This is a genomic window from Planctomycetaceae bacterium (assembly GCA_041398825.1).
GTDB lineage: Bacteria > Planctomycetota > Planctomycetia > Planctomycetales > Planctomycetaceae > F1-80-MAGs062.
Map to the genome: position 1 here is coordinate 17,388 of JAWKTX010000005.1, position 23,052 is coordinate 40,439.

General features: G+C 54.5%; 14 protein-coding genes. 11 read left to right on the forward strand and 3 right to left on the reverse strand.

From position 1 onward, the window contains the following. Nucleotides 1–77: 77 nt before the first annotated feature. The gene (gene rtcR / locus R3C20_10515; GenBank protein MEZ6040930.1) at nucleotides 78–1,700 is read right to left on the reverse strand and encodes an RNA repair transcriptional activator RtcR; all 1,623 of its coding nucleotides are present in this window, start codon (nucleotides 1,698–1,700) and stop codon (nucleotides 78–80) included. Between the two features lie 267 nt (nucleotides 1,701–1,967). Here rtcR and R3C20_10520 point away from each other — a divergent pair, with 267 nt between their 5' ends. From R3C20_10520 to R3C20_10570, 11 genes are all read left to right on the forward strand, one after another. Next, nucleotides 1,968–3,458, forward strand: a complete 1,491-nt coding sequence (locus R3C20_10520; GenBank protein MEZ6040931.1) for an RtcB family protein — start codon at nucleotides 1,968–1,970, stop codon at nucleotides 3,456–3,458. A 467-nt stretch (nucleotides 3,459–3,925) separates the two neighbouring features. Then, nucleotides 3,926–8,113, forward strand: coding sequence for a DUF3857 domain-containing protein (locus R3C20_10525; GenBank protein ID MEZ6040932.1), 4,188 nt, complete (start codon nucleotides 3,926–3,928; stop codon nucleotides 8,111–8,113). Nucleotides 8,114–8,430: 317 nt separating this feature from the next. After that, nucleotides 8,431–10,104, forward strand: a complete 1,674-nt coding sequence (locus tag R3C20_10530; protein MEZ6040933.1) for a hypothetical protein — start codon at nucleotides 8,431–8,433, stop codon at nucleotides 10,102–10,104. A gap of 170 nt (nucleotides 10,105–10,274) precedes the next feature. After that, entirely contained in the window at nucleotides 10,275–11,405 is a 1,131-nt protein-coding gene (locus tag R3C20_10535; GenBank protein MEZ6040934.1) for an extracellular solute-binding protein, read from the forward strand. Next, nucleotides 11,402–12,889, forward strand: coding sequence for a hypothetical protein (locus tag R3C20_10540; GenBank protein ID MEZ6040935.1), 1,488 nt, complete (start codon nucleotides 11,402–11,404; stop codon nucleotides 12,887–12,889). Before R3C20_10535 ends, R3C20_10540 begins: the two co-directional genes overlap by 4 nt. A 228-nt stretch (nucleotides 12,890–13,117) precedes the next feature. Next, complete coding sequence (locus R3C20_10545; GenBank protein ID MEZ6040936.1) at nucleotides 13,118–13,630, forward strand: DinB family protein; 513 nt, start codon at nucleotides 13,118–13,120, stop codon at nucleotides 13,628–13,630. A gap of 49 nt (nucleotides 13,631–13,679) precedes the next feature. Next, nucleotides 13,680–15,026 carry an aspartate/glutamate racemase family protein gene (locus R3C20_10550; protein ID MEZ6040937.1) on the forward strand — a complete coding sequence of 449 codons (1,347 nt, stop codon included), beginning with the start codon at nucleotides 13,680–13,682 and terminating at the stop codon, nucleotides 15,024–15,026. Between the two features lie 179 nt (nucleotides 15,027–15,205). Beyond that, complete coding sequence (locus R3C20_10555) at nucleotides 15,206–16,552, forward strand: PQQ-binding-like beta-propeller repeat protein (protein ID MEZ6040938.1); 1,347 nt, start codon at nucleotides 15,206–15,208, stop codon at nucleotides 16,550–16,552. A 49-nt stretch (nucleotides 16,553–16,601) separates the two neighbouring features. Next, nucleotides 16,602–18,056, forward strand: coding sequence for a PQQ-binding-like beta-propeller repeat protein (locus R3C20_10560; protein MEZ6040939.1), 1,455 nt, complete (start codon nucleotides 16,602–16,604; stop codon nucleotides 18,054–18,056). 25 nt (nucleotides 18,057–18,081) lie between these two features. Continuing rightward, on the forward strand, nucleotides 18,082–19,314 hold the full coding sequence (locus R3C20_10565) for a VCBS repeat-containing protein (GenBank protein ID MEZ6040940.1): 1,233 nt from the start codon (nucleotides 18,082–18,084) through the stop codon (nucleotides 19,312–19,314). Between the two features lie 151 nt (nucleotides 19,315–19,465). After that, nucleotides 19,466–20,521 (forward strand): nucleoside hydrolase, encoded by a 1,056-nt coding sequence (locus R3C20_10570; GenBank protein MEZ6040941.1) that lies wholly within the window; start codon nucleotides 19,466–19,468, stop codon nucleotides 20,519–20,521. Nucleotides 20,522–20,633: 112 nt separating this feature from the next. Here the strand turns inward: R3C20_10570 and R3C20_10575 are convergent, their stop codons facing one another. Together R3C20_10575 and R3C20_10580 are read right to left on the reverse strand one after the other, a co-directional pair. Beyond that, nucleotides 20,634–22,049: a DUF1501 domain-containing protein gene (locus R3C20_10575; protein ID MEZ6040942.1), complete on the reverse strand. Its 1,416-nt coding sequence runs from the start codon at nucleotides 22,047–22,049 to the stop codon at nucleotides 20,634–20,636. Nucleotides 22,050–22,309: 260 nt separating this feature from the next. Further along, the gene (locus R3C20_10580; protein ID MEZ6040943.1) at nucleotides 22,310–22,855 is read right to left on the reverse strand and encodes a DUF1579 domain-containing protein; all 546 of its coding nucleotides are present in this window, start codon (nucleotides 22,853–22,855) and stop codon (nucleotides 22,310–22,312) included. Nucleotides 22,856–23,052 lie beyond the last annotated feature (197 nt).

The following is a 23,052-nucleotide window of genomic DNA, read 5'->3' on the forward strand; positions in this document are numbered from 1 at the left end:
TTGACGCCTATTCAAAACCGCTTTTTCGGTAATTACGATAAATGTGGCGGATGGGCAAGACAGAGGAAATAACAGAGTTAAAGCGCAACGGACTCATCGGGCGAGTGTTGAACAGAGGTCCACGACAAATCAAATCGCGCAAGGTATTTCCGCAGCCGGTCCGCATCGTTGGTACTGGTTCGCGACAGTCGGGAGACATTAAAAAGAGCCCTTCCTGCCTCAGACAGCGAGGAACACCTGCGACACGTTTCGATCACCATCACCAACTGAGCCTGGTCGAATCGGTCGATTGATTCAATCTGTTCCCTGCTGAGAACAGATGACAGAAGATTGTCCGTCGGTGGCGAAGCTGTCCCGGACACCTGCCAATGCGCCTGCAACCGAAGGATCTCAGATTCGACTTCTTCTGTTCCGATGCGACCGCCGCTGGCAAACGTGGCCATTCTGGTAACCGCCGCACCAAGATCCCGAAAATTCCCCGTCCATTCAGCCGACGGGCTGGTTGCAAATCGCAGCAGCCTTCCCCTCGCTTCGCGAGTCATACTGACCTTGCGACCGCGGGAAGAACTGATCTGGTCCAGTTCAAAATCCAGGTTGGGTTCGATGTCTTCCGGACGGCTGGCCAGTCCGGGCAACTGGAATGTCCATAGATTGATCCGAGCGAACAAATCTTCACGAAACGCTCCTGCCTGCACCAGTCGAGGCAGGTTTCGGTTTGTGCCGGCGATTAACTGGAAGTTGCTTTCGACTTCGCAGTCTGAACCAACGGGAAGGAACCGACGCTCTTCAACAGCCCGCAGCAGCATGGCCTGCTCATCTAGACCAAGCTCACCGATCTCATCCAGAAACAGCAGCCCTTTGTCGGCATTCTTCAGCAACCCCTTTCGACTCATTGATGCGCCAGTAAACGCACCCTTGATGTGGCCAAAAAGAGTCGACATGGCCTGGTCCCCTCTCAACGTAGCACAGTTGATTTCGACAAACGAACCGCTGATCTGCTCACGTCGTCTCTTGAGCTCATAGATTCGGCGAGCCAGTTGAGTTTTTCCCGCACCCGTTGGACCGGCCAGCAAAATTGGCGCAGTACTGGCGATCGCAACGCGTTCCAGCTGTTCGATCAATTGGTTGAAAGCCGTATTTCGTGTCGCGATGCCTGACTTCAGAAAATCTGAACCTTCACGCCGTTCGTCCGCGAATCGGGTCGCCAGCTTATCGTAACGCGAAAGATCCAGATCGATCACCCGGTACGTTCCGGGGCTGTAATCGGCATCGCGTTTCGCAGGCGATCCCTGAAGCAGCCTCCCGGGCAGATGTCGCGTTTCCGTTAGAAGGAACAAACAAATCTGCTGGACGTGCGAACCCGTTGTGATGTTGATCAGATAATCGTTCTCGTCGGTGTGGAACTCATAAGCCCTCGCAAAATCATGCAGCCTCCCAAACACCTCCTCGAAGTCCCAGGGATCTTTGAAGTCAATGGGTCGCAGGAACACCTTTGTCTGAGGGGAGACAATGGCGATGTCCTCCCGAACCTGCTCCGCCAGAGATCGCTGTGTTCCAGGGTGAAGCAGTTCCAGCCGATGAACGGGCAGGTCTGGCTGCTGACAGATGGCGATGGTGGGCCTCCATCGCTTCCAGCGTTTTGCCTGCCCGCCCCTGTCCAGCTGAGTCCCCAGAATTCCGATCACCACATTCTGTTTCATGTGTCCAGTCCCGGCAAAGTGAACCTGAACCAATACGATACTGCAGGATAACTCACTATATCATGAGATCAAATTGCACGGACTGCCCCTCGGCCCGGACAATCAACAGATAATTCGTAACACCCTTCAGAAAAACAACTTAGGGCTGTTTTTCGAGTTAACGGCGAGCGATTGGCACACGGTATGCCTTAAACAGCTTTTGTTCAAACCACTGTTGTCTGTCGGAGCGGTTATGGGTTCCGGCTCAGAAGGAAATGAGTGATCAAAATGGTTCACGAAATCATCAGCACAGGTGAAGCCACTGCAATTCTGCCCACCGAAAGGTCTTCAACCAAGCCGATCACGGTGATCGGAACGGAAGCGATTCGTTCGACGTTTGATGACGGTTGCCTGCGTCAGGCCGTCAATTCACGCATGGCTCCGGGAGTCACAGACCTGGTGCTGAACCCCGATGCACATTGCGGTTACGGAGCGCCTGTGGGATGTGTGATGGTATCGCCAACACACATTTATCCTGGGCCCGTTGGCGTGGACATCAAGTGTTCAATGAGCCTGCTTCAGCTGGATTTACCGGCGGATCAGATCGTTGATCGACCGACACGCCGAGCCATTATCAACGCGATCTGCGAACGAACACCGACGGGCGCGGGACGAGGACAGCGCCATGCCAGGAAATCCCGACCCGTCGGTTCAATGCTTGGCCAGCAGGTCATGATCGAGGGCGCATCGGAAGACGTCTGCCATCAACTGGGAATCCCTCCGGAGTGGGCACAACGCTGCGAAGATGCCTGGCACAAGGGGCACGACAACACGCGCGATGCGTTAGCCGTTCGATTGGAACAGCATCTGAAGGATGGCTACTTTCGCAACAAGTTTGAAGGAAAGATGGCGCAACTTGGATCGTACGGAGGAGGAAATCACTTCGGTGAATGTGAGGTTGTCCATGTTGAAGATAATGATCGCGCGAAGGCTACGGCTGAGGTGTTTGGCCTGAAGGATCAGCATGTGGCTTTCCTGTCGCACTGCGGGTCTCGTGGCATCGGACACAACCTCGCATCCGGCCAGTTCAAGTCTCTGCAAAGAATGTTCGAACGCTGGGACATTCCACTGCCGGGGAATGATCGCGAGTTGGTTTATGCGCCTCTTGGAACCGCTGAAGCCAATGCCTATCTGGACGATATGGCCCTGGGTGCAAACTTTGCGACGGTCAATCATCTGCTGATCAATGCACTGGTTCTGGAGGCATTTCAGGAAGTGATTCCTGGGGTTTCCGGGCACCTGGTCTATTTTATCAGCCACAATATTGCTCGACAGGAAGTCGTTAACAATCAGCTGTCGTGGGTGCATCGCAAGGGTGCAACACGGGCTTTTCCAGCCGGTCATCATGCATTGAAGGGGACGATTTACGAATCTACCGGGCATCCAATACTTTTGCCAGGTAATCCTCAGGCTGGATCGGCGGTGATGGTGGCGGATGAAGGAGCAGCCATCAGTTGCTACAGCGTCAACCACGGTGCTGGTCGAGCCCTTGGGCGAAAGCGGGCAATCCGGGAGCTGGATCAGAAGTCGATCGATCAGTCATTTGACGATCTTGATATTCTGACCAACTGTCGCACGTACCCCAAAGACGAAGCGCCGGCCGCCTACAAGGACTTTAACGAAGTCCTGCACTCGGTGAAGGCGGCAGGTCTTGCGACCGAGATCGCACGACTGAAGGCTCGCTTTGTGATCAAGGATGGTGATGCTGCAGATGATTAGACCGAGAGTCAATTGGCTCCTTTCGGAGATTAATTGCGGCCCGGTCCATGCCCCGTGCTCCTGCATGTCTGTCGCAGGACTCAGCATGATCAGGCCGCAATTCACTTCGTGCCCTGCGCTCTTTGGAATGCTCGACCGACGATGTTTCACACGATCCGGCTGCCGTCGTCATCCGCTCGGTGTCCTGTCGTAGCCTGCGCGTCAGGTGAACACGGCAATCTGCGCAAAGAATTCTATTGCCATCAAGAATGCAGGTCGCCCGGGAAACACTCAACCTGAGTGTTGCATGACAATGGCAGGAATCGCCGTTGTGAGTCTGTCCAGGTGTTTTAATCTGCGATGTTGGCTCGAACGCCAGCCTTCGGAAAAGTGTCGCATGGCACCTAAGGTCGATGCCAGTGTGTGGAGCGGACGATTTCTTGCGAATCTGCCGCAAGGCATACAGTTGACTTCAGGGATACGCAGACATGCCGGCGAACTTGATCATGGCACGATTCAGCACACTGGCACGATTCACTGCCATTGCGGTCGCCTTGCTTCCATCAGGCCATGCTCTGGCAGATGAATGCCGCTGGGGAGACGCGCCGTTATCGCTTTCGGCAGAACAGCTGGTGGAACAGGCCGACAGTGTGCCCCTGATCGGGACTCACGATGTCGAGTACCTGCTGGAAGAGTCTGTCATTCAGATCGAAGCCCACGGTCGGACGATTCAGACGCTGCGAAGCATCTACCGAATTCTGACGGATGTGGGTGTTGAGGAATACAGCACCGTCGAATCAGAGTGGTCGCCGTGGCATCAGAACCGACCACTGATGAAGGCGAGGGTCATCAACAGCAAAGACGATGAAGTCTGGCTCACAGAACGCGAAGTGTTCGAAGGCCCGGTCCAGCACGAAGACAACGTTTTCAGTGATCGTCGACGGCTGATCGCGCCTTTGCCTGCCGTCAGAAAAGGTTCGCTGGTGGAAACGATGCAGCGAATTGAGGACACACAGTGTTCATTTGAAGCCGGGACTGCTCGGTACCACCTCTTCAATCGAATCATCCCCTGCCATCAGGTTCGCCTGGTACTTGATCTGGACAACTCGTTGCCGTTTCACCAGAAGCAGCATGGACGAGGTCTGAAGTTCAGAAGATCGAGCATCGGACAACGTACCATTCTTTCGTGGGAAACATCTGTGCCGCTGGGATTAGAAGAATTTGAATTCCCGGCCCCTTCCGACTCGCTGCAGGGAACACAAGTGGCCTATTCCACAGCTCGGTCATGGAGCGATGTCGTCGGCTGCTATTCAAAACTGATCGAATCGAAACTGACAGCTCCGGAACTGCAGCAGCAGGTCGAAGAGATCATCGGAGAGGAAACCGGGCAGGAAGCCAAAGTCCGCAGACTGACTCAATTCATCCAGCAGCGAGTCCGTTACACGGGGCTCGTTTTTGGTGATGGAACCATCGTCCCGACACATCCGACGGAAACACTGCGTCGTCGCTACGGCGATTGCAAGGATCAGTCCGCGCTGCTGATTGCCATGCTGCATTGCGCGGGCATTGAAGCGCACCCTGTGCTCATCCGAAGCTCGCTGGGCCGGGACGTGACACCTGGATTGCCGGGCCTTGGCCTGTTCAATCACATGATTGTTCAAGTGGATAGCAAATTGAACATGCTGGTGGACCCTGTCGCAGTTGACGTCGACTTCGGCGAACTGCCGGTGACGGACCAGAACAGACTGTGCCTGATTATCCGGGACGGAGAATCGGAACTGACTCGATCACCGGTTTCAAGACCGGAGACAAATTCCATCAACCGTGTTCGTGAATTCACAATCGTTTCTGAGTCGGACGTTCGACTGGTCGAGACGACAACCTACCGTGGAGCAAAGGCCACGGAACTGAGACAGATGGTCCTGGTAAATGGTGAACGTGACTTCACAAACCTGGTACGTGATCGAGCGACCGACCGGCTGCGTGCACGTGTTCTCGACGTTCAGCTGAGTTCGGTCAACGATCAACCCAATCTGCCACAGATTGTGATTGCAACAAGTGCGACGGAATTCCTGCGGAGAGATGAAAATGTCTATTCTTTGTTACTGGACCCGACCTCTGTCTTAATGGGATTACCGGACGAAATGCTGGACACACGGCCCTGCATGACAGAGGCCGAGCATGACGAATATCGTCTCGACTGCGATACAGACCGATCACGACAGCTCCTGGAAGTGAGGCAATTGCCGAGATCCCTGAATTTCCCGATTCACACGCCGCAGTTAATTCAACTCACAAATCGGATTCACTGGCCAGCGGGCATCGAATCTCTTCAGCTTCCGAAGCCCACACACGTCGCAATTGGCAGGGGTTATTACTCGGCTGTTTTCCGGGTGGAATCGGATCAGACACTTGTAGCTGAGTTCACGTTATCCACCGGCAACAGAGATCTGACACCGCTCGAACTGCGGCAGTGGCAGCAGCACTTCGCGTCGCTTGGGCTCACAGGTGACGCTGCCCAGTGGCACGTTGTCGTGCAGGCCACCAATTCTGATGAACTGGACATTGAGCGCGGCCGCTTTGTGGAAGGATTTCAGCAACTTCGCCGCAATCTGAATCAACAGCCGCGAAACCCGATCCACCGCATGCGTCTGGCGGAAGCCTACGCCGAAGCAGGCTTTACAGAAATCGCTCGACAGATGGCAGCACAGACCGTTCAGCAGTTCCCAAATCATGTTGAAGCCCATCTGTCTGCTGCCACTGTCATCCGAAAATGCGCCTCCGAAAGTCACCCCCTGTCGCTCAGCGATCGTGAACAGGTGATCTTTCATATGCGTCAGGCCGTCCGTCTTGATCCGAGAAATCCGGAACACCGAGTGACTCTGGCGTTGTTGTTATACGTCAATCCAAAGGGAATGCTCAGCGACCGAAACACGCTGCTTGAGTGTGTTCGTTTGCTGCGGTCAGTGGAGGGCGTACTTCTGGAAAACGGCCACGGGCTGGTTATGGAATGTCTTTATTTTGCCGGCGAATATGAACAGGTCTGCCGCTACCATGACCAACACCCGCTGGACGGCCGATTTGTGTATTACAAGGCCGCGTCAATCGCAGCTCTGCAGGGAGCAAACCAGGCCCTCGCACTCATCAGGAGTGAAGTCCCGGTCGCCGATCAGATCGATATGACTGCTCAGGTTCTGCTGTACCTCAGAATGTCTCGACAATATGACGAAGCCGTCGAATTTCTCCAATCCCTGGAACGATCCCCACTGAACCACGGAGAATCGATGGGAGACATTATCGCTGCCGTCAGACAGTTTCAACGCTATCAAACCGTACTGGAACCAGCGAATGAGCCCATTGGAATCGTGCAGCGACTGATCATCAATATTCTCGTCGATCAGGAGAAGTGTGGTCCGAATGCAGAACTTCTTCACCACGCAGATCAGCGTCTGGCGGCCATCGCCAAACAATCCATTCCACTGATCGACTCTGCTCGCAGGCCACATCAGGTCCGAGCGACGGGCCATACGGCCGATCTGATTTCGACGCTTCGCTTCACCCGCACCGGTAGCCTCGAATCCGGATACTGCGTTTCGACGGCGCATGGTCAACTGAAGTTTCTGCTGGCAAGAATCGATGGTCGCCTGAAAGTTCTGGCCTCAGTAAAACAGACCCAGGAACTGGGTGAAGATGCACTTCAGCTGTTGTCCCATGGACAACTCGCCGAGGCGCGCGCATGTATCAACGGGGCCTTTGAAACGCTTCAGGATTCCGCGGGAGCCACCGTCCCCTACGCAGGCGAACCGCTGACAAAAATCTGGGGCGTGGGTGATGTGCAAAATGCGGACGCAGAACGCGTTCGATATGCTGCCGTGACACTGGCGCTGCCACAGAAGACATCAGATGGACTGACGATACTGCTGAGCATGCGACCGCGAGTCCCGGTGGAAGAGCAAGTGCAGATTGATCGCACAATTGTGAAATGGGCCCGTCAGCATCACCAGTGGAAAGATGCGATTGCGGCCGCAGAGCGACTCACCGCGACAGAAGACGGTCACACTGTCTATGGGCAAGCCCTGGCTGAACTCCTGATTGCGGACAAACAATATGGGGCAGCTCGCGAGTGGATCGCAAAGGAACGACAGGCGATGCCCGATTCGATCACTCTCCTGCGATTACTGGCTAAGCTTGCGGCGGCCGAAGGTAACGTCGCGGAAGCCTTATCCGTGTACCAGCAGATCTGCAGATCACGTGATGCGATCAGCCTGGATTACTGCGACGCGGTATGGACTGCTGTCTCGGGTGGTACCATTGATGCCGCTGCCATATCCAATGCGAAAGCAGCAGCAGATCTCGACTTCTTCGATAACTCAGATGGGCAACAAGTTCTGGCATTTGTCTATGCAGAAACCGGCAGAATCAATGAGGCCCTGAATCTGCTGAGGCGTTGTGAACAAATGCAGACGGAAAAACCCTCCAGGGGCGACCTGGATTACGTTCGTGGCCGGATCGCAGAAATGATGGGTATGACGGATGTCGCCAATTACTACTACGATCGAGTGCTGGCGGCCGAAAAAGATCCCGCCAAAGGGACTCCTGCCTATCTGGCGCGGCAACGGCGTGGAAAAATCAGAACGGTTTCTCAACCCGGCGCGTTGGTCAATCCTCGCCGCTAACAGCCTGTTGAAAACGGGACTGGCTCGGCCAAGGGACGTTAAAACACAATGGTTTCCAGTCGTCCTGCGTGCCTGTCCAGGTTTTTGAACGGACAGCGAACCCCGGAAAAAGGCCATCCAACGACGCAACAACGGTTTAGAACCCGGGGGACTTCGACGGAGAATTCAAACATTTCAGACAAAATCGGGATGTTTGAGAATCTGGTTGTCGGTTTGGGATTCCAATCCGTAAAATACGGCCCGCGATGCGCTGAGGCGGATGGAAGCCTCTGCTTCGCCCGTCGTGGTGTGAAGATCTACCCGGGAGCTTGCTTGTCATGACAGTGCCGCAAACCAATTCGACATCAGCGAAGGCCATGCAGTTGTTGCGACAGGTACAGGGGCGATTGAAAGCGGCTGCATTCGGCCGTGCATTCTTTATGTCCAGCCTGGTTGCCATTTCCGTCGCGGCGACCGCAGTCATCCTGGTTCGACTCGCGGGGCTGCTGCCCCCTTCTGAACAGCGGATGCAGTGGCTGTTTGCCGTTCCGGCGATGGCGTTCCTGCTGTCTGCCGTTTTCCATCGCCGTGTTGAACAGGCTCAGGCGGCCCGCCGGATAGACGAACACGCTCGCACCAACGACCTGTTCCTGACGCTATCCACGCTGCAATCGTCTGCGGGTGAGTATCAGCCGCTGGTAGCTCAGGCAGCAGAAACATCAGCCGAACGGATCCGCGCAGCGGAAGTCGTTCCGTTTCGTTTTGAAAAGCAGTTTGGCACGATCCTTTCCGCATCTGCGGCGCTGGCATTGATGGTTTGGCTGCTTCCACAACTGGATCCATTCGGCAAGGTTGAAGCGGCGGTCAAAGTCGAGGAACAAAAGAAACAGGTCGAAACGATCCGCAAGGCCGCAAGAACTCGGCAGGAACAACTGCTAAAGGAGCTGCTTGCCGGCAAGGAACGATCAGAGGAAATCGACAAGAATATTGAAGGCCTGAAAAATGCCCTTCGAGCAATGAAGCCGAAGGATCAAAAATCGAATTCAAAAGTCCTGCAGTCGAATCGTTCGGAGTTCAATGAACAGTGGAAAATGGTTTCGTCCGAAGGACTGCGCAAGATGCTGAGCGAGCAGGCCCTGAGTCAGCAGTTCGGCGGAGAACGTGCTCAGAAGATGAATGACTGGCTGAAGGAACTTCAGCAGGGCAAGACGGATTCACTTCAAAAAGAACTGGAAAAGGCCCAGGACACCATGGAAGCGATGATGGAGGCGAAGACTCCTGAGCAAAAGAAAGAACTTGCTCAGAAGCTGCGCCGCCAGCTCCAGGATCTCAAGAAATTCTCTTCCGAAAAGGCCAGCTCCAGCGAACTGGCAAACGCTCTGGACAAGGCATTGAAGTCGCTCGAAGCCGCCGCGAATCAGGAGAAAAAAGGGGACGGTGAATCCAGTGATGAAATGTCAAAGGAGGCGATGGAAGCCCTGAAAGAGTCCCTGAATCTTTCAAAGCAGGAACTGCAGGAGCTCGCGAGGTCTGCGGAGGACATGAAGAAACTGGAAGAAGCATTGAAGACTTTGCAACAGGCCGAAAAACTGAACCAGAATGGGCAGTTGGACGGTGAAGAATGCGAAGGTTGCAACTCCCTTTCCGAGTACGCTGAGATGTACAAGAAGATGATGGCGGAAATGGGCGAGCCCGGTGAAGGAATGGGCAATCGTGGATTCGGCAAAGGCGGAGAAGCCCCCGAAGACGACAGCGATCCTGAAGGATATAAAGACGAAAAGTCGAAGACTCAGATTCAGGCCGGTAAGGTACTGCTGTCCATCAAAACAAAGGAGTACGCTTCTGAGAAGGACTTTGATCCCAACGAGTTGCGTCAGTACAAAGAGAGTGTCAGTAATATCAAATCCGGTGTGCAGGCTGCCATTGAATCTGAACAGGTTCCTCCCGGATACGTGGATGGCATTAAAGGATACTTTGATAAACTGGATTCACCCGCTTCCAAAGCAGAATGAAGCTTCATCTCGCGGATCACACGATCGCTCCCTACACGGTCAATACTCCCCGCGTTCGCCCGACCACATCCCTCTTCCCAGTGACCACTCCCTCTGCCAGGCAAGGCCCTTTCGCTTCGCAGTGAATACACCTCAGGGAAATTTGTGCAAAGGGATTAGAAACGGCTCTCGTGACATCGGTATCTGCTGATCCTTCCTCGAAGAGACTGAGCTTCGTCGTACTGTCTGTGTTGGTTCTTGCGGCTTTGATTCCCGTGCTGCTTCGCAGACCAGCATCAGAAAACAGGGTCGTCGTTTACTGCTCGCATGATTCGATTTTTGCCGATGCTGTGATCAGACGTTTCGAAGATCGAACAGGAATCGAGGTGGATGTTCGATACGATGAAGAGGCCAATAAGTCGCTGGGACTGACAAATCTCCTGATTGCTGAAAGGGATAATCCGCGTTGCGATGTGTTCTGGAATAACCAGACGCTGGGCACAATTCGGCTGAAGGAACACGGAGTGCTGGCCTCCTACAGTGGACCAGGCTACGCGCGAATCCCGGCCGCTTTCAAGGATCCCGATGGACTCTGGGCGGGCTTTGCAGCGCGAATGCGTGTTTACATTATCAATAGCAATCGGCTTCCGCTTCCCGCAAACATTGTCGGCAATCACGCTGCGACAGAAGCCTTCGATCTGGAAGCAGTCGAATCTCTACTCGATGGCAAATCGATCGACAGCGTCGCCATTGCGATTCCGTTGTTTGGTACAACGTTGTCGCATTATTCCGTGCTGGCTGCGGAATGGGGCCTTGATCGGCTCAGGGCCTGGCATCAATCCCTGCATGATCGCGGAATCCGCGAGGCGCGGGGCAATGGAGGCGTAAAGGATCTGGTGGCTGAAGGCGCCTGCACGGTTGGCTTTACGGACACCGATGATGCCTTCGTTGCTTTGCAGCAGGGAAAACCTGTCCGCATGATTCCTGTCCGCTTACCGTTTTCCGGAGACGCTGCCAAAGACAAACCGGACAGACAGCGCCAAACCATCGTCATACCAAACAGCGTGGCACTGATTGCCGGGGCCGGACACCCGCAAAATGCAAAGGCGTTCATCGACTTCCTGCTGTCTGAGGAGGTTGAACTATTACTCGCAAATTCCACTTCCCGTCAGATTCCGCTGGGGCCTGTTGATGATACAAAACTGTCGGATGAAGTTCGCCGCCTGATGAACTGGGCGAAGGATGGAATTCCACTGCAGAATGCTGCCGGTGAGAACCAAAAGGTGCTGAACTGGTTGTCATCGGAGTACACGGTCCAGTGACTGCCGACGATGCTATCTTCTGTTCAGCCGTTCGCAGTCTCATTGTGTGCGTTCTCAGCCTGCTGCCAGCGAGGCTGCTTTGGTGGCAGATAACCACATCCCGAAGTGATTCGCGAAAGGCATGCTGGCTGGCAGCGTCGGTTGCGCCTTTCTTTGTCCCCGAGTTATTAACCGGTTTCACCTGGCGGATCGTTTCGGCAAGACTCGTGCATAGTGACACCGCCACAGAGCTGCTCTACGGGCTGTTGCTGCTTTGCCGTGCTGTGAGTGTTGCCGTCATTGTGATGCTGGTAGTACCCCGTTCCGGGGTGAGTGACGAAGCCATCCATTCCTGGAAACTCCTTCGCGCGGGTTTACGTCATCACTGGAAACTTCATCTCGGATGGTCCGTTTCAATGTTGCGATTGATGGTATCCGGACCCTGGAGACCGTTTGTAATTGCCGCATGCCTGAGCGGCCTTGTCAGCTTTCAGGAGTTCGAGACGGCGGCTTTGATGCAGATTGATCGGCACCCAATCACATGGACCGTATGGTTGTTTGATGCCCATGCCAAGCATCAGCCACTGGCCCGGTCGCTGTGGCTTTCCGCATCGCCACTGATGCTGGAGATTCTCCTGCTGCTACCCGTGTTGTGGCTCTGGTCACCCGAAGATTCTGCGGAGCAGCCGAATACGCGGGAGGCAGGTCTGCTGAATTCCGGACGTATGCCATCCGGAAACCGGCTGTCGACACTGGCGGCTGCCAGCTGGCTTGTGGTGTCATTGTGCCTGTTTCTGGCCTGGCCAGTTCTCTCGAATACAAAGCCACTGCTGCTGGGATTGAAAATGCTCTGGACAGCCACGGCGATGGTATCGCAGTCACTGGAACAGATCGCAGTAAGCCTGGGATTTGCATTTGCCGCCAGTGTTCTCGCGATGATTCTGGCAACGTTGATTCTGCGAATACTGAAGATTCGTTCAAACGGATGGAAACCTGTCGCACTGCTGTTGCTGTTACCAGGTTTGTTGGGATCGCTGGTGACATCGATTGGCCTGTTGGCCGTCTTTCAAACGCCGCGGGCTCGTCTTTTCTACGACTCGTGGTTGCCGATGCTGCTTGGTCTGACTCTCTCGATTCTGCCGAGGGCTTTCCTGATTGTTGCGTTGCTTCATCGTATGTTTGATGCCGCAGCCTGGCATTCTGCGGTCTTGCTGAGTGCTTCAGGGGACCCGCAGGTCCGGGGATTGGGGGCGAAGATTCGCTGGCGGCTGCGCGGTATTCGCTGGATTGCGGCGGGGACGCTCCTCGTGCACTGGTGCTACTGGGATGTCACCACCGCATCGGTTCTGCGTCCGGTTCAGCTGGAGCCCGTGGTCACTCGATTGTACAACGAAATGCATTACGGTCGTACAGAAGCCGTTTTGCTGATCACGGTCCTTGCTGCAGTAGCACCCTGGTTACTGGGGGGAATATGCTGGTGCGTTGCGCGTCTTGCGCGAATCTGAACACCGGGCCGAGAGTTGGGAAGACTGGCGTTTCGTGTTACCCTGCGAATCTGAGTCCACTGTGACGGCGTTTTCTGAAATTCGACGCCGGAGGGGGCTCATCATTTGGTTTTGCGCCACCGGAATAGTTCGGGATCCGGACATTCCGGTCTCCCGCGCATTGGTTGTGCATCTGCGGTTCGATGTCAATCCGCAACGAGAATCGAACACCCACCACAGGAAAATAAAATGGCAGAGATCGCTCGATTGGAGCTGGCGATTCATCAGATCCGGTTTGCCCGGGAATACACACTTTCGCTGTTCGAAGGAATTGAGGAATCCGACTGGTTCCGGCGGCCCGAGGATGGTGGCGTGTCTCATCTTGCCTGGCAAATGGGCCACCTGGCGATGGCAATGTATGGACTGTGTCTGTTTCGGATGCGTGGCCGGGCTGAAGTTGATCTGGACCTGATGTCGTCGTCGTTTCGAAAGAAGTTCACCAAAGGAACCACGCCGGATTTTGATCCGTCAGGCAATCCACCGATTTCTGAAATTCGCAGTGTCTTTGATCGGGTATACGAACAGGCCATGACTGAATTGCCCGGATTCACAGAAGAGCAACTGGATGAGCCAATCGATATGCCTTACACGGCCTTCCCCAATAAATTTGGCGGGCTGTTATTTTGCTCGCACCACGAAATGCTGCATGCAGGCCAGATTGGCCTGATCCGTCGTTCGCTGGGCAGGATGCCGGTACGATAATCCTTTTGTCTGCGTTCAGATGTCGAAGAATTGAACAAAGGCCACGATTATGAATTCTGCTGTGCTGCTCGCCATCCTTTGGCAATGTCACTCGGGCATCCTTCTGCCGGGAGCTGGTATGACCGACAAACAGGACGAGGCGGCAGTGGAAGCCATCATCGCAAATGCCGTGCATGACGCCGGCAGTGATCGCCCCTGGACATTCGATCGCTCAGACTACTCGGGCGATTTGAGTGAACTACCGATTGGAGTATTCGATTCCGGAATTGGTGGACTCACGGTTCTGGAGGCCATTCTTTCGCTGGATGTTCATAACAATGTCAGCCGGGCGCCTGGTTCGGATGGATTGCCGGATTTTCAGAACGAACGATTTTTCTACCTCGGTGATCAGGCCAACATGCCGTACGGCAATTATGCGCCTGCCGGAAAGGTCCCATTCCTCAGAGAATTGATCCTGAAGGATGCGACATTTCTGCTGGGACGACGTTACTGGCCGTCAGTCGAGGCAAAACGCCCCGCCAGCGATAAGCCTCCGGTGAAAGCAATTGTTATTGCCTGCAACACAGCAACGGCCTACGGTCTGGATGACGTGCGTCACGCGATTCAATCGTGGGGGGTTCCCGTTGTTGTTGTTGGTGTCGTGGAGGCTGGTGCAAGGGGAGTGCTTGAGCATCGCAGGAAATCCGGTTCCGAAAACAGTGTGGCAGTCCTCGCAACCGTTGGCACATGCAGCAGTAATGCCTACCCTCGGTCGATTGAGCGTGCTCTTGGTCTGGCTGGGCAACGTACGCCCAGAATCGTCCAGAAAGGTTTTGTCGAGCTTGCTGGCGCGATTGAAGGAGACGCAGCCTTCTCAGGTTCGTCATCCGTTGAGGATTACATTCGTCGGGATATTCGAAGTCTTCTGGATGGGTTCGCTGGTTCAGAGGCATCGCCTCCCATTGATTCGGTCGTTTTAGGATGCACACACTTTCCGCTGGTGAAGGATCAACTGATTTCTGCGTTCGCAGAGTTGCGTCAGGAAGAAATCAACGGGAAGTTTCCGTACCGCGAACTGGTCGCTGAGCAGATTGCAATTATCGATCCTGCAGAACTGACTGCGCGGGAGTTATATCGTGAACTGGCCAGTCGGCGTCTGCAGGCACGCGTACCATCCGGAGACGAGAAGAATCGGCCGCAGAATCGTTTCTACATTTCTGTCGCAAATCCTCAATGCCCCCAGGCACAAATCGCGGCCGACGGGGGACTGACCACAGCCTACAAGTATGGTCGCACAGCCAGTCGGCTGGATGTTGAAGACACCGTGGTTGTTCCCATGGTGGCTGACAAATTACCCGCAAGTGGACTAAAACTGATCCAGACAAAATTGCCACACGTCTGGAAGAGCATGCAGTGACGGGTCATTTCGCCCGGGGTCGACTCATTCAATCCTTCTTCCAGCAAACTCAGGCGGCCACTCCCGCAGAACAGCCCGCAACACCAGAATTTGCACTTACGAAATGTCACAGCAGCCTGATCCGGAGTTGATGATGTCGACGAGGGATTAGACATGCCTTTTCTTTCAGGAATTTTCAGATGTACCATCCGATCATCAATCGATTCAGCAAATGGCTTCTGCCTGTACTCACGATTTGTCTGACGACAGGTGTGCGGGCAGATGACTGGGCGCAGTTTCGCGGGCCGGGTGCTCGCGGTGTTTCGTCGTCCACCGAGCTGCCGGATCGATGGAGCGAAGAAGAAAACGTCCAATGGAAGACCCCGGTCGCGGGAAGAGGCTGGTCGTCACCCATCATCGTTGGCGATCGTGTATTCTTAACCACCGTGACACGAGATACCGGCAAACCGGAAGATGCCAGACCAGGCTTGTATTTTGGTGGAAATCGTGAGAAGCCGGATGATGTGCCACATGCATGGAAAGCAATCTGTCTCGATCTGAACACCGGTGATCAGATCTGGGAGAGGAACCTGCATCAGGGGAAACCTCAGAGACCGCGACATATCAAGAACAGCTACGCCTCTGAAACGGCGGTCAGCGACGGTGAACGACTTTTCGTTCTGTTTGGCGACGTCGGCCTGTATTGCCTGACCCCGGAGGGCGAACTGATTTGGCAACAGGATCTGCCGCCCTGCAGGACTCGATTCGACTGGGGTACGGCCGCATCACCGGTTCTTCACAACGGACGTTTGTACTTCGTGAGTGACAGTGAAGAGGCCTCGTATCTGTCGGCGGTTGACTGCCAAACCGGAAAACAAATCTGGCGAGTAGACCGAGATGAAAAGAGTAACTGGGCAACGCCGTTCGTCTGGCAGAACGAGCTTCGAACAGAGATTATTACACCAGGGACCGGGAAAATCCGTTCGTATGACCTGAACGGTCAATTGCTTTACGAACTTGGGGGCTGTTCCAGCATCACGATTGCAACACCTTATACGGCCCACGGCTTGCTGTATGTCAGTTCCGGTTACGTGAATGACCAGAAACGACCGATCTTCGCGATTCGACCGGGTGCTTCCGGGGACATTTCGCTCGATGGTGATGCTGTGTCCAATGAATTTATCGCATGGTGCCTGCCACAGGGAGCTCCCTACAACCCATCAACGCTTGTGTACGGTGATCAGCTGTATGTACTGCATGATCGGGGGCTGATGGCATCTTACGATGCACGCACCGGAGAATTGATCTACGAAAAGCAGCGCATTCCCAATGGACGCTCCTTTACGGTTTCGCCATGGGCTTACGACGGAAAGATCTTTTGCCTGAACGAATTTGGCAACACGATTGCCATTGAAGCCGGGTCAGAATTCCGAGTTCTGCACACGAACGAATTGAAGAGCGAGGAACTCTGTATGGCGACGCCTGCGATGACCAGGAACAAGCTCATCATTCGCACCGGTGATGCCGTCTACTGTGTTTCAAAGTAGGCCGTGCTGACTTTTCGATATCTCGATGCTCTCGACAGGGAATCAGCAGATGTGGAGACCTGACAGCATTGACCACTTTTCATTCGTTGCGCGCGTCCGTATGCTTTCAGGTCTGCGAGTTTCAGAATTCCTTCCTTCACTGAGGTGTGCCGTGGGTGATTTGCTGCAACGGCCAAGACGAGCCGTCTTGCTGTCCCTTTTCACGTTTTCATTGTTTTGTTTGCCGTTCGGGCTGGTACTGGGCGAAAACGAATGGCCCCAATTCCGGGGACCTGATGGGCAGGGGCATTCGGATGTTGTTGGTTTGCCGCTGTCCTGGAGCGAAACCGAAAATGTAGTCTGGAAAACAGAACTGCCGGGCGAAGGTCATTCGTCGCCTGTTATCTCCGGCAACCAAATCTGGCTGACTGCTGCGGTGACTGCGGACATCAGCCCAGAGGAGCAGGAAAAGAGGCTGTCGAACCTGAAGAACTCGCGAGGTTTGAAGCTCGCCGGGGCTCTTTCGTTGTATGCAATCATGGTGGAGCGTGATTCGGGTCAGGTGGTTCGACAGATACCACTGTTCGAAGTGGCCGAACCGGAGCCAAAACATTCGCTGAACAGTTACGCATCACCGACGCCGGTGATTCAGGACGATCGCGTGTTCTTCCATTTTGGAACATACGGAACCGCTTGTGTCGATGCATCCAGTGGCGAAGTGGTCTGGAAGAACGACGAATTCCATATCGATCACCAGAACGGACCCGGTAGTTCGCCCGTTCTGTGGCAGGACAAGCTGATCATTCATTTTGACGGCACCGACAACCAGTTCATCGTGGCTTTCGATAGTGCAACCGGCAAAGTTGCCTGGAAGACCGAGCGATCGGGCGAAATGGATCCAACCCCGGAACTGCAAAAAGCCTACGGTACTCCGCTGATTCTGGAAACGGCAGACTATCCGATGGTGATTTCTCCAGCCGCCAACTGGGTTTATGGCTACGACGCTCGCAACGGCAAAGAAGTCTGGAAGGCTGGCTATGGCAAGCTGGGATTTTCAACCGTACCTCGTCCGGTCCTTGCGGGCAACACGGCTTTTATCGCGACCAGTTACATGCAATCGCGACTGCTCGCCGTCCAGGTTGATGGAAAAGGCGACGTCACAGAATCACACGTAAAGTGGACATCCGATCGCCAGATTCCCCAGAAACCTTCTCTGATCGTTGCGGATGATCGACTGTATTTTGTCAGCGACAAGGGCATCGCACGCTGCCTGAGTACCCTGGATGGAGAAGAGTTCTGGTTTACTCGACTTTCCGGCGACTATTCCGCGTCCCCGCTTGCCGCAGAAGGTCGCATCTATTTCTTCGGGCACGACGGTACAACGACGGTTCTGGCAGACAGTCGCGAAGTCAAAGAACTGGCGGTCAACAAACTGGATGGTGGCTTTATGGCATCTCCCGCCGTTGCCGGAAAGGCCTTGTTCCTGCGAACCGACAAACATCTCTACCGCATCGAAAACAAGTAACCAAAGACCAAGCAAGGGCAACGCCATGATTTCACTTCGTACTGCTTTCACAATGGCGGTTTTCGCCGCCGCCACCGCTGCAACTCAGGCACAGGATGATAACAACTGGGTGCGAATCCAACTGGACGAGCGGTTTCGTTCGGAAGGGGTAGTCGCTGTCGACATTGACAAAGATGGCACAGCCGATGTGGTTGCCGGAGACGTCTGGTACAAGGCTCCCGGGGCAAACAGCAGTGACTACCTGAATCCGTCGGCCTGGAAACGTTCCGAAATACGCATGCCTGGTGAATTTGTGGCTGGCGTTGGGTACAGCAACAGCTTTGCGAATTTTGCGTTTGATATGGACAACGATGGATGGCAGGACGTCGTCATCGTCGGATTCCCCGGGGATCCGTTTCACTGGTACAGGAATCCGGGGGCAGATCAGTCGAGCCACTGGCAGGAACATCAGATCTGGACAAGCATCTGTAACGAATCGCCCGAATTCGAAGACCTGGATGCGGATGGCAAACCGGAATTCGTTTTTGGCTCACAACCAGAAGCTCAGATGGGATTCAGTGCGATTCCGTCCGCAGCAAAGGCCGCCGAAAGCTTTGGTTTTCACCCGATTGGTGAAAAAGGGGATCCACATCAGAACGGAACCTTCAAATACTACCATGGCCTTGGTGCAGGAGACATGAATGGCGACGGGCATCGCGACATCATAATCTGCCACGGGTGGTGGGAGTCACCGGGAGATCTTCAATCAACTGCGTTGTGGAAATTCCATCCTGTTCGCATCGCAACTCCCGAAGGCCCGAAGCCTCTGCCCAGTGCCTCGTACATTTATTCAGACGATTTCGATCTGGACGGCGACGCTGACTTGTTCCTCAGTTCAGCTCACACGTTTGGCGTCTGGTGGGCAGAAAACAAAGGTACAGACACATGGGAACTGCACGAAATCGACAAGTCTTTCTCACAAACCCACGCTGTGGAACGCGTGGACATCAACGGCGACGGGCAGCTGGACTACGTCACGGGTAAACGCTTTTTTGCTCACAATGGAAACGACCCGGGCGGTCATGATCCCGTCGTGATGTACTGGTACGAAACCCTTCGAACCAAAGGTCAGGCACCCGTTTTCAAGGCACACCGGATCGTTGCCGGAGAAGGGACGGGAGTCGGAACCCAGTTTCAGATTCATGACATGAATGGTGATGGCAAACCGGATATCGTGTTGTCGAACAAGAAGGGTGTGAATGTTCTGGTCCAGAAGTAATTCTGTGGCTCCGAAACATTAAAGTTATGGTCGGCACAGGGCCTCTCCTGGCCGACTTTTTTTTCGGCCCCGGCTTCGTTGATTGAACCGCCGTTCATGCTCGGCTTCGCTGGTCAAACTCTTCGAAGACATCTGACGAAAGCAACCGGAAATGATCGTTCGCATGATGGCTTTGCTGCTGGTCACAAGCACCTGTCCAGGCCTTGTAGCCCAGGAGGGGAATGCAACACAACGTCAGCTGACAGGTCCAGTTCGACTGATCTTCGACACAGACATCAGTGGTGATGTCGACGACGCACTGGCTTTGGCAATGTTGCACACGCTCCAGGATCGCGGCGCTTGCGAATTGCTTGCCGTGACGATTTCCAAGGTCAATCCACTGACCGGGCCTTTCACGGATGCAGTCAATACTTTTTACGGTCGGCCCAACATACCCATCGGCGTGACTCGACAGGCGCAGATACGCGACAGTCGGTATTTGAAAGTCTGCCAGCAGCAGGATGGCGACCACCCCATGTACCCGCATGACCTGACAGACAACCAGGAGGCTCCGGATGCCGTCACACTTTTGCGTAAGACACTTGCCGCGCAGCCGGACCATTCCGTGGTAATTGTCAGCGTGGGGATTGCCGTGAATATGGCCCGCCTGATCGAATCAGAGCCGGATCAGTATTCGACGCTGAATGGCGTCCAGTTGATTGAAAGAAAAGTGAAGCTGCTTTCGATCATGGCGGGTGCTTTTCAGACCATTGGAAATGACACTCGTCACCGCGAAGCCAACGTCTACAACGACATTCCCTCCATGAAAAAGCTGGCCGCCAGCTGGCCGGATGCCATCCCTGTTGTGTGGAGCGGTTTTGAGATCGGAATTGCCGCCGCCTATCCGCGAGAAAGCATCGCCAACGACTTCGGCTGGACCAGAAACCACATCATCAAAGAAGCATACCTTGCACACAGTGGGTCGAATCACGACCGTCCGACCTGGGACCTGACCAGCGTTCTTTATGCGGTCTACCCTGACCGTGGTTACTTTGATCTGTCAGGTCCCGGTGAAGTCCTCATTCACGACGATGCAACAAGTCAGTTTGTGCCCGCAAAGCCCGAAAAGAAAAAGAATTCACGCTACCTGATAATGAATCCCGTGCAGGCCGCCAGGGTTACTGAGGCACTGGTGCAGTTGGTCAGTGCACCGCCTTTGGGCCGGTAGGCGCGGCGGGCCATTCGCAAGAACCAACCCGAAAACCTTCACAGAAGAAACACACACCAGGCCCTGAGCCTGTCCGCCCGGCGTGCGCTTGCTCTGGCCCGCGCTTGCTTGCTCAGGACAATAGTCCATGGATGATTTCGCCGTGGACATCGGTCAGTCGAAAATCGCGACCAGAATGACGATACGTCAGTTGTGTGTGATCGATGCCAAGCTGGTGCAGGATGGTCGCATGCAGGTCATGGACATGCACACGATTCTCGACAGCATCCATACCGAATTCATCGGTGGCCCCCCATGTCAGTCCGCCCCTGATTCCCCCGCCGGCCAGAAACATACTAAAGCCAGTGCAATGATGATCCCGCCCTGCCTTTTTCAGATCGTTGTTTTTGTCGAGCTGTGCGTATGGTGTCCGACCAAATTCGCCGCCCCAGACTACCAGCGTGTCTTCCAGCAGTCCGCGTTGCCGAAGATCCGAAATCAATGCAGCTGAGGCCCGATCACTGTCGGCACAAAGTCGTTCGTGCCCGGCGTTGTTGTTGCTGTGTGTGTCCCAGGGTTGTTTGTTCTTTCGGTCAACATAATAAACCTGAACATACCGCACACCTCGCTCAACAAGCCGGCGTGCCATCAAACAGCTTTGGCCGAAAACCGTGTTTCCGTAGGCTTCCTGTGTTGGCAGAGATTCCTGCTTCACATCGAAGGCTTCTTCGGCCGTGGACTGCATTCGAAATGCCAGTTCCATGGACTGAATCTGAGCTTCCAGCGCACCTTCATTTTGTCGCAATTCCGCATGCCGCCTGTTCAGCATCTGAAGGAGGTCCAGCTGAGCGCGCTGTTGTGATCGGTTCAAACCCGGATTGCGAATGTTGGCCACCAGTTTCTCTACGGACAGGTCATTCGTATCGACGGCAACGCCCTGATGTTGGCCCGGTAGGAAGGCGTTCGACCACAGTTGTGGTCCCACAACCGGGCGGCCGGGACTCAATGCCACAAACGCGGGAAGGTTTTCATTTTCAGACCCCAGTCCATAGGAAACCCAGGAACCCATGCTGGGACGAACCGGCTGCTGGTGACCCGAATGCATCAGCAACAACCCCGGCTCGTGGTTGGGCACGTCGGTATGCATGGAGCGAATCACGCAAAGGTCATCCGCCAGTCGACTCAGATTTGGCAGCAGTTCGCTCATCACGACGCCACTATCACCGTGAGGTCGGAAACGAAATGGCGACGACATGTATCCCGCGCCACGTGTATTTCGACCATTCTTTTTTTCCGGTTCCTGCCCTTCAAATTTTCGAAGCGCTGGCTTGGGATCAAAGGTGTCGACGTGTGACGGCGCGCCGTTCATGAAAAGAAAAATCACTCGCTTTGCTCGCGGCACTGCATGAGGCTGATGACCGGCATGTCCAGCCATCAGTCCCTTTGCAGCCAGCCAGCCAAATCCTGCTCCAGCTGTCTGCAGAGCGGCCCGACGATTGAATGACGGCTCGCCTCGGGAATTCGACAAAGTTTGATGCTGTGAATTCATCGACATTCTTTCGCGATTGGTCAGGTGGCCCGTTCAGGAAGACTGCTGCATCCGCCTGAATAGCGCCTTCGGAAGTCTTCGTATTTCCAGACAGACTGTACCTGCTGACGCCAGTCACAGGCCTGGCTGTCCGTTGAAAAACCGGGACAGGCATGCAGCACGACTGGAAACCGTCGTGTTCTAAAGTTTCCTGCTCGAGCCAGTCCCGTTTGTCAACAGGCTGCCAGGCCAGGCCAGGCTAGAGAACAAAACATCCCCGACTATTTGCTGCGCTTGTAAGAAATTTCCATCCACTTATTCCAGCCGTCTCCACTCGACGACTTCATGTACATCGTGAAGTGTTTGGAGTTTTCATCAATGAACTTGCCAACGGTTTTGGTCGGTTCCATTTTGCCGGTTGCCGGGTTCATAGCCTGGGACAGATAGATGAGTTCTCCGGTTTTTTCGTCATGAGTTCCCTCCATAAGTCCCAGGGACATCGTTTGATTATCGACCCAGGTTCCGACGAACTTTTTCTTCGCAGGATCGTAACCAAACACGCCGTGACCCTGGAACGGACCGGATTCGAATTCGCTGATCAGCCAGAGGCCGTTGGACATCAGCGTGTTCTTTTCCACAACGGGCGCTGTCACTGGCGGAGCATCCGGAGCCATGTACATCTTCATTTCACCGGTCCATTCACCCACTTCTTTAGCAAGCAATTTGTGTTGCGAAGTCGGTTCGGGAGCTGCGTCCTGCGCAAAAAGCCTGGCTCCGGCACAGACAGTCACCAACGCGAAAAAGACCGATCGAGCAAACGAACGCATGGAAAACGACCCTTCTTTGATGTGGATGGCAACTGCGACAGGGGCTGTCTCGCCGGAATCTTGCTGATTCCTGAGAATCCAGCGGGGCTTCAGCCCGATGGCACGTTGTCTTGGGGCAGACGAACTTTTAATTTACGCCCGCAGTTGGCGCGGGCAGATTCAGGTTTTGCCGTTATACACCAACTCCTCCATTCAGG

Excerpts from the sequence above, each read along its gene's own strand:
- rtcR (MEZ6040930.1), bottom strand. The coding sequence starts at position 1,700 with ATGAAACAGAATGTGGTGATCGGAATTCTGGGGACTCAGCTGGACAGG.
- R3C20_10520 (MEZ6040931.1), top strand. The coding sequence starts at position 1,968 with ATGGTTCACGAAATCATCAGCACAGGTGAAGCCACTGCAATTCTGCCC.
- R3C20_10525 (MEZ6040932.1), top strand. The coding sequence starts at position 3,926 with ATGCCGGCGAACTTGATCATGGCACGATTCAGCACACTGGCACGATTC.
- R3C20_10530 (MEZ6040933.1), top strand. The coding sequence starts at position 8,431 with ATGACAGTGCCGCAAACCAATTCGACATCAGCGAAGGCCATGCAGTTG.
- R3C20_10545 (MEZ6040936.1), top strand. The coding sequence starts at position 13,118 with ATGGCAGAGATCGCTCGATTGGAGCTGGCGATTCATCAGATCCGGTTT.
- R3C20_10550 (MEZ6040937.1), top strand. The coding sequence starts at position 13,680 with ATGAATTCTGCTGTGCTGCTCGCCATCCTTTGGCAATGTCACTCGGGC.
- R3C20_10555 (MEZ6040938.1), top strand. The coding sequence starts at position 15,206 with ATGTACCATCCGATCATCAATCGATTCAGCAAATGGCTTCTGCCTGTA.
- R3C20_10560 (MEZ6040939.1), top strand. The coding sequence starts at position 16,602 with ATGTGGAGACCTGACAGCATTGACCACTTTTCATTCGTTGCGCGCGTC.
- R3C20_10565 (MEZ6040940.1), top strand. The coding sequence starts at position 18,082 with ATGATTTCACTTCGTACTGCTTTCACAATGGCGGTTTTCGCCGCCGCC.
- R3C20_10570 (MEZ6040941.1), top strand. The coding sequence starts at position 19,466 with ATGATCGTTCGCATGATGGCTTTGCTGCTGGTCACAAGCACCTGTCCA.
- R3C20_10575 (MEZ6040942.1), bottom strand. The coding sequence starts at position 22,049 with ATGAATTCACAGCATCAAACTTTGTCGAATTCCCGAGGCGAGCCGTCA.
- R3C20_10580 (MEZ6040943.1), bottom strand. The coding sequence starts at position 22,855 with ATGCGTTCGTTTGCTCGATCGGTCTTTTTCGCGTTGGTGACTGTCTGT.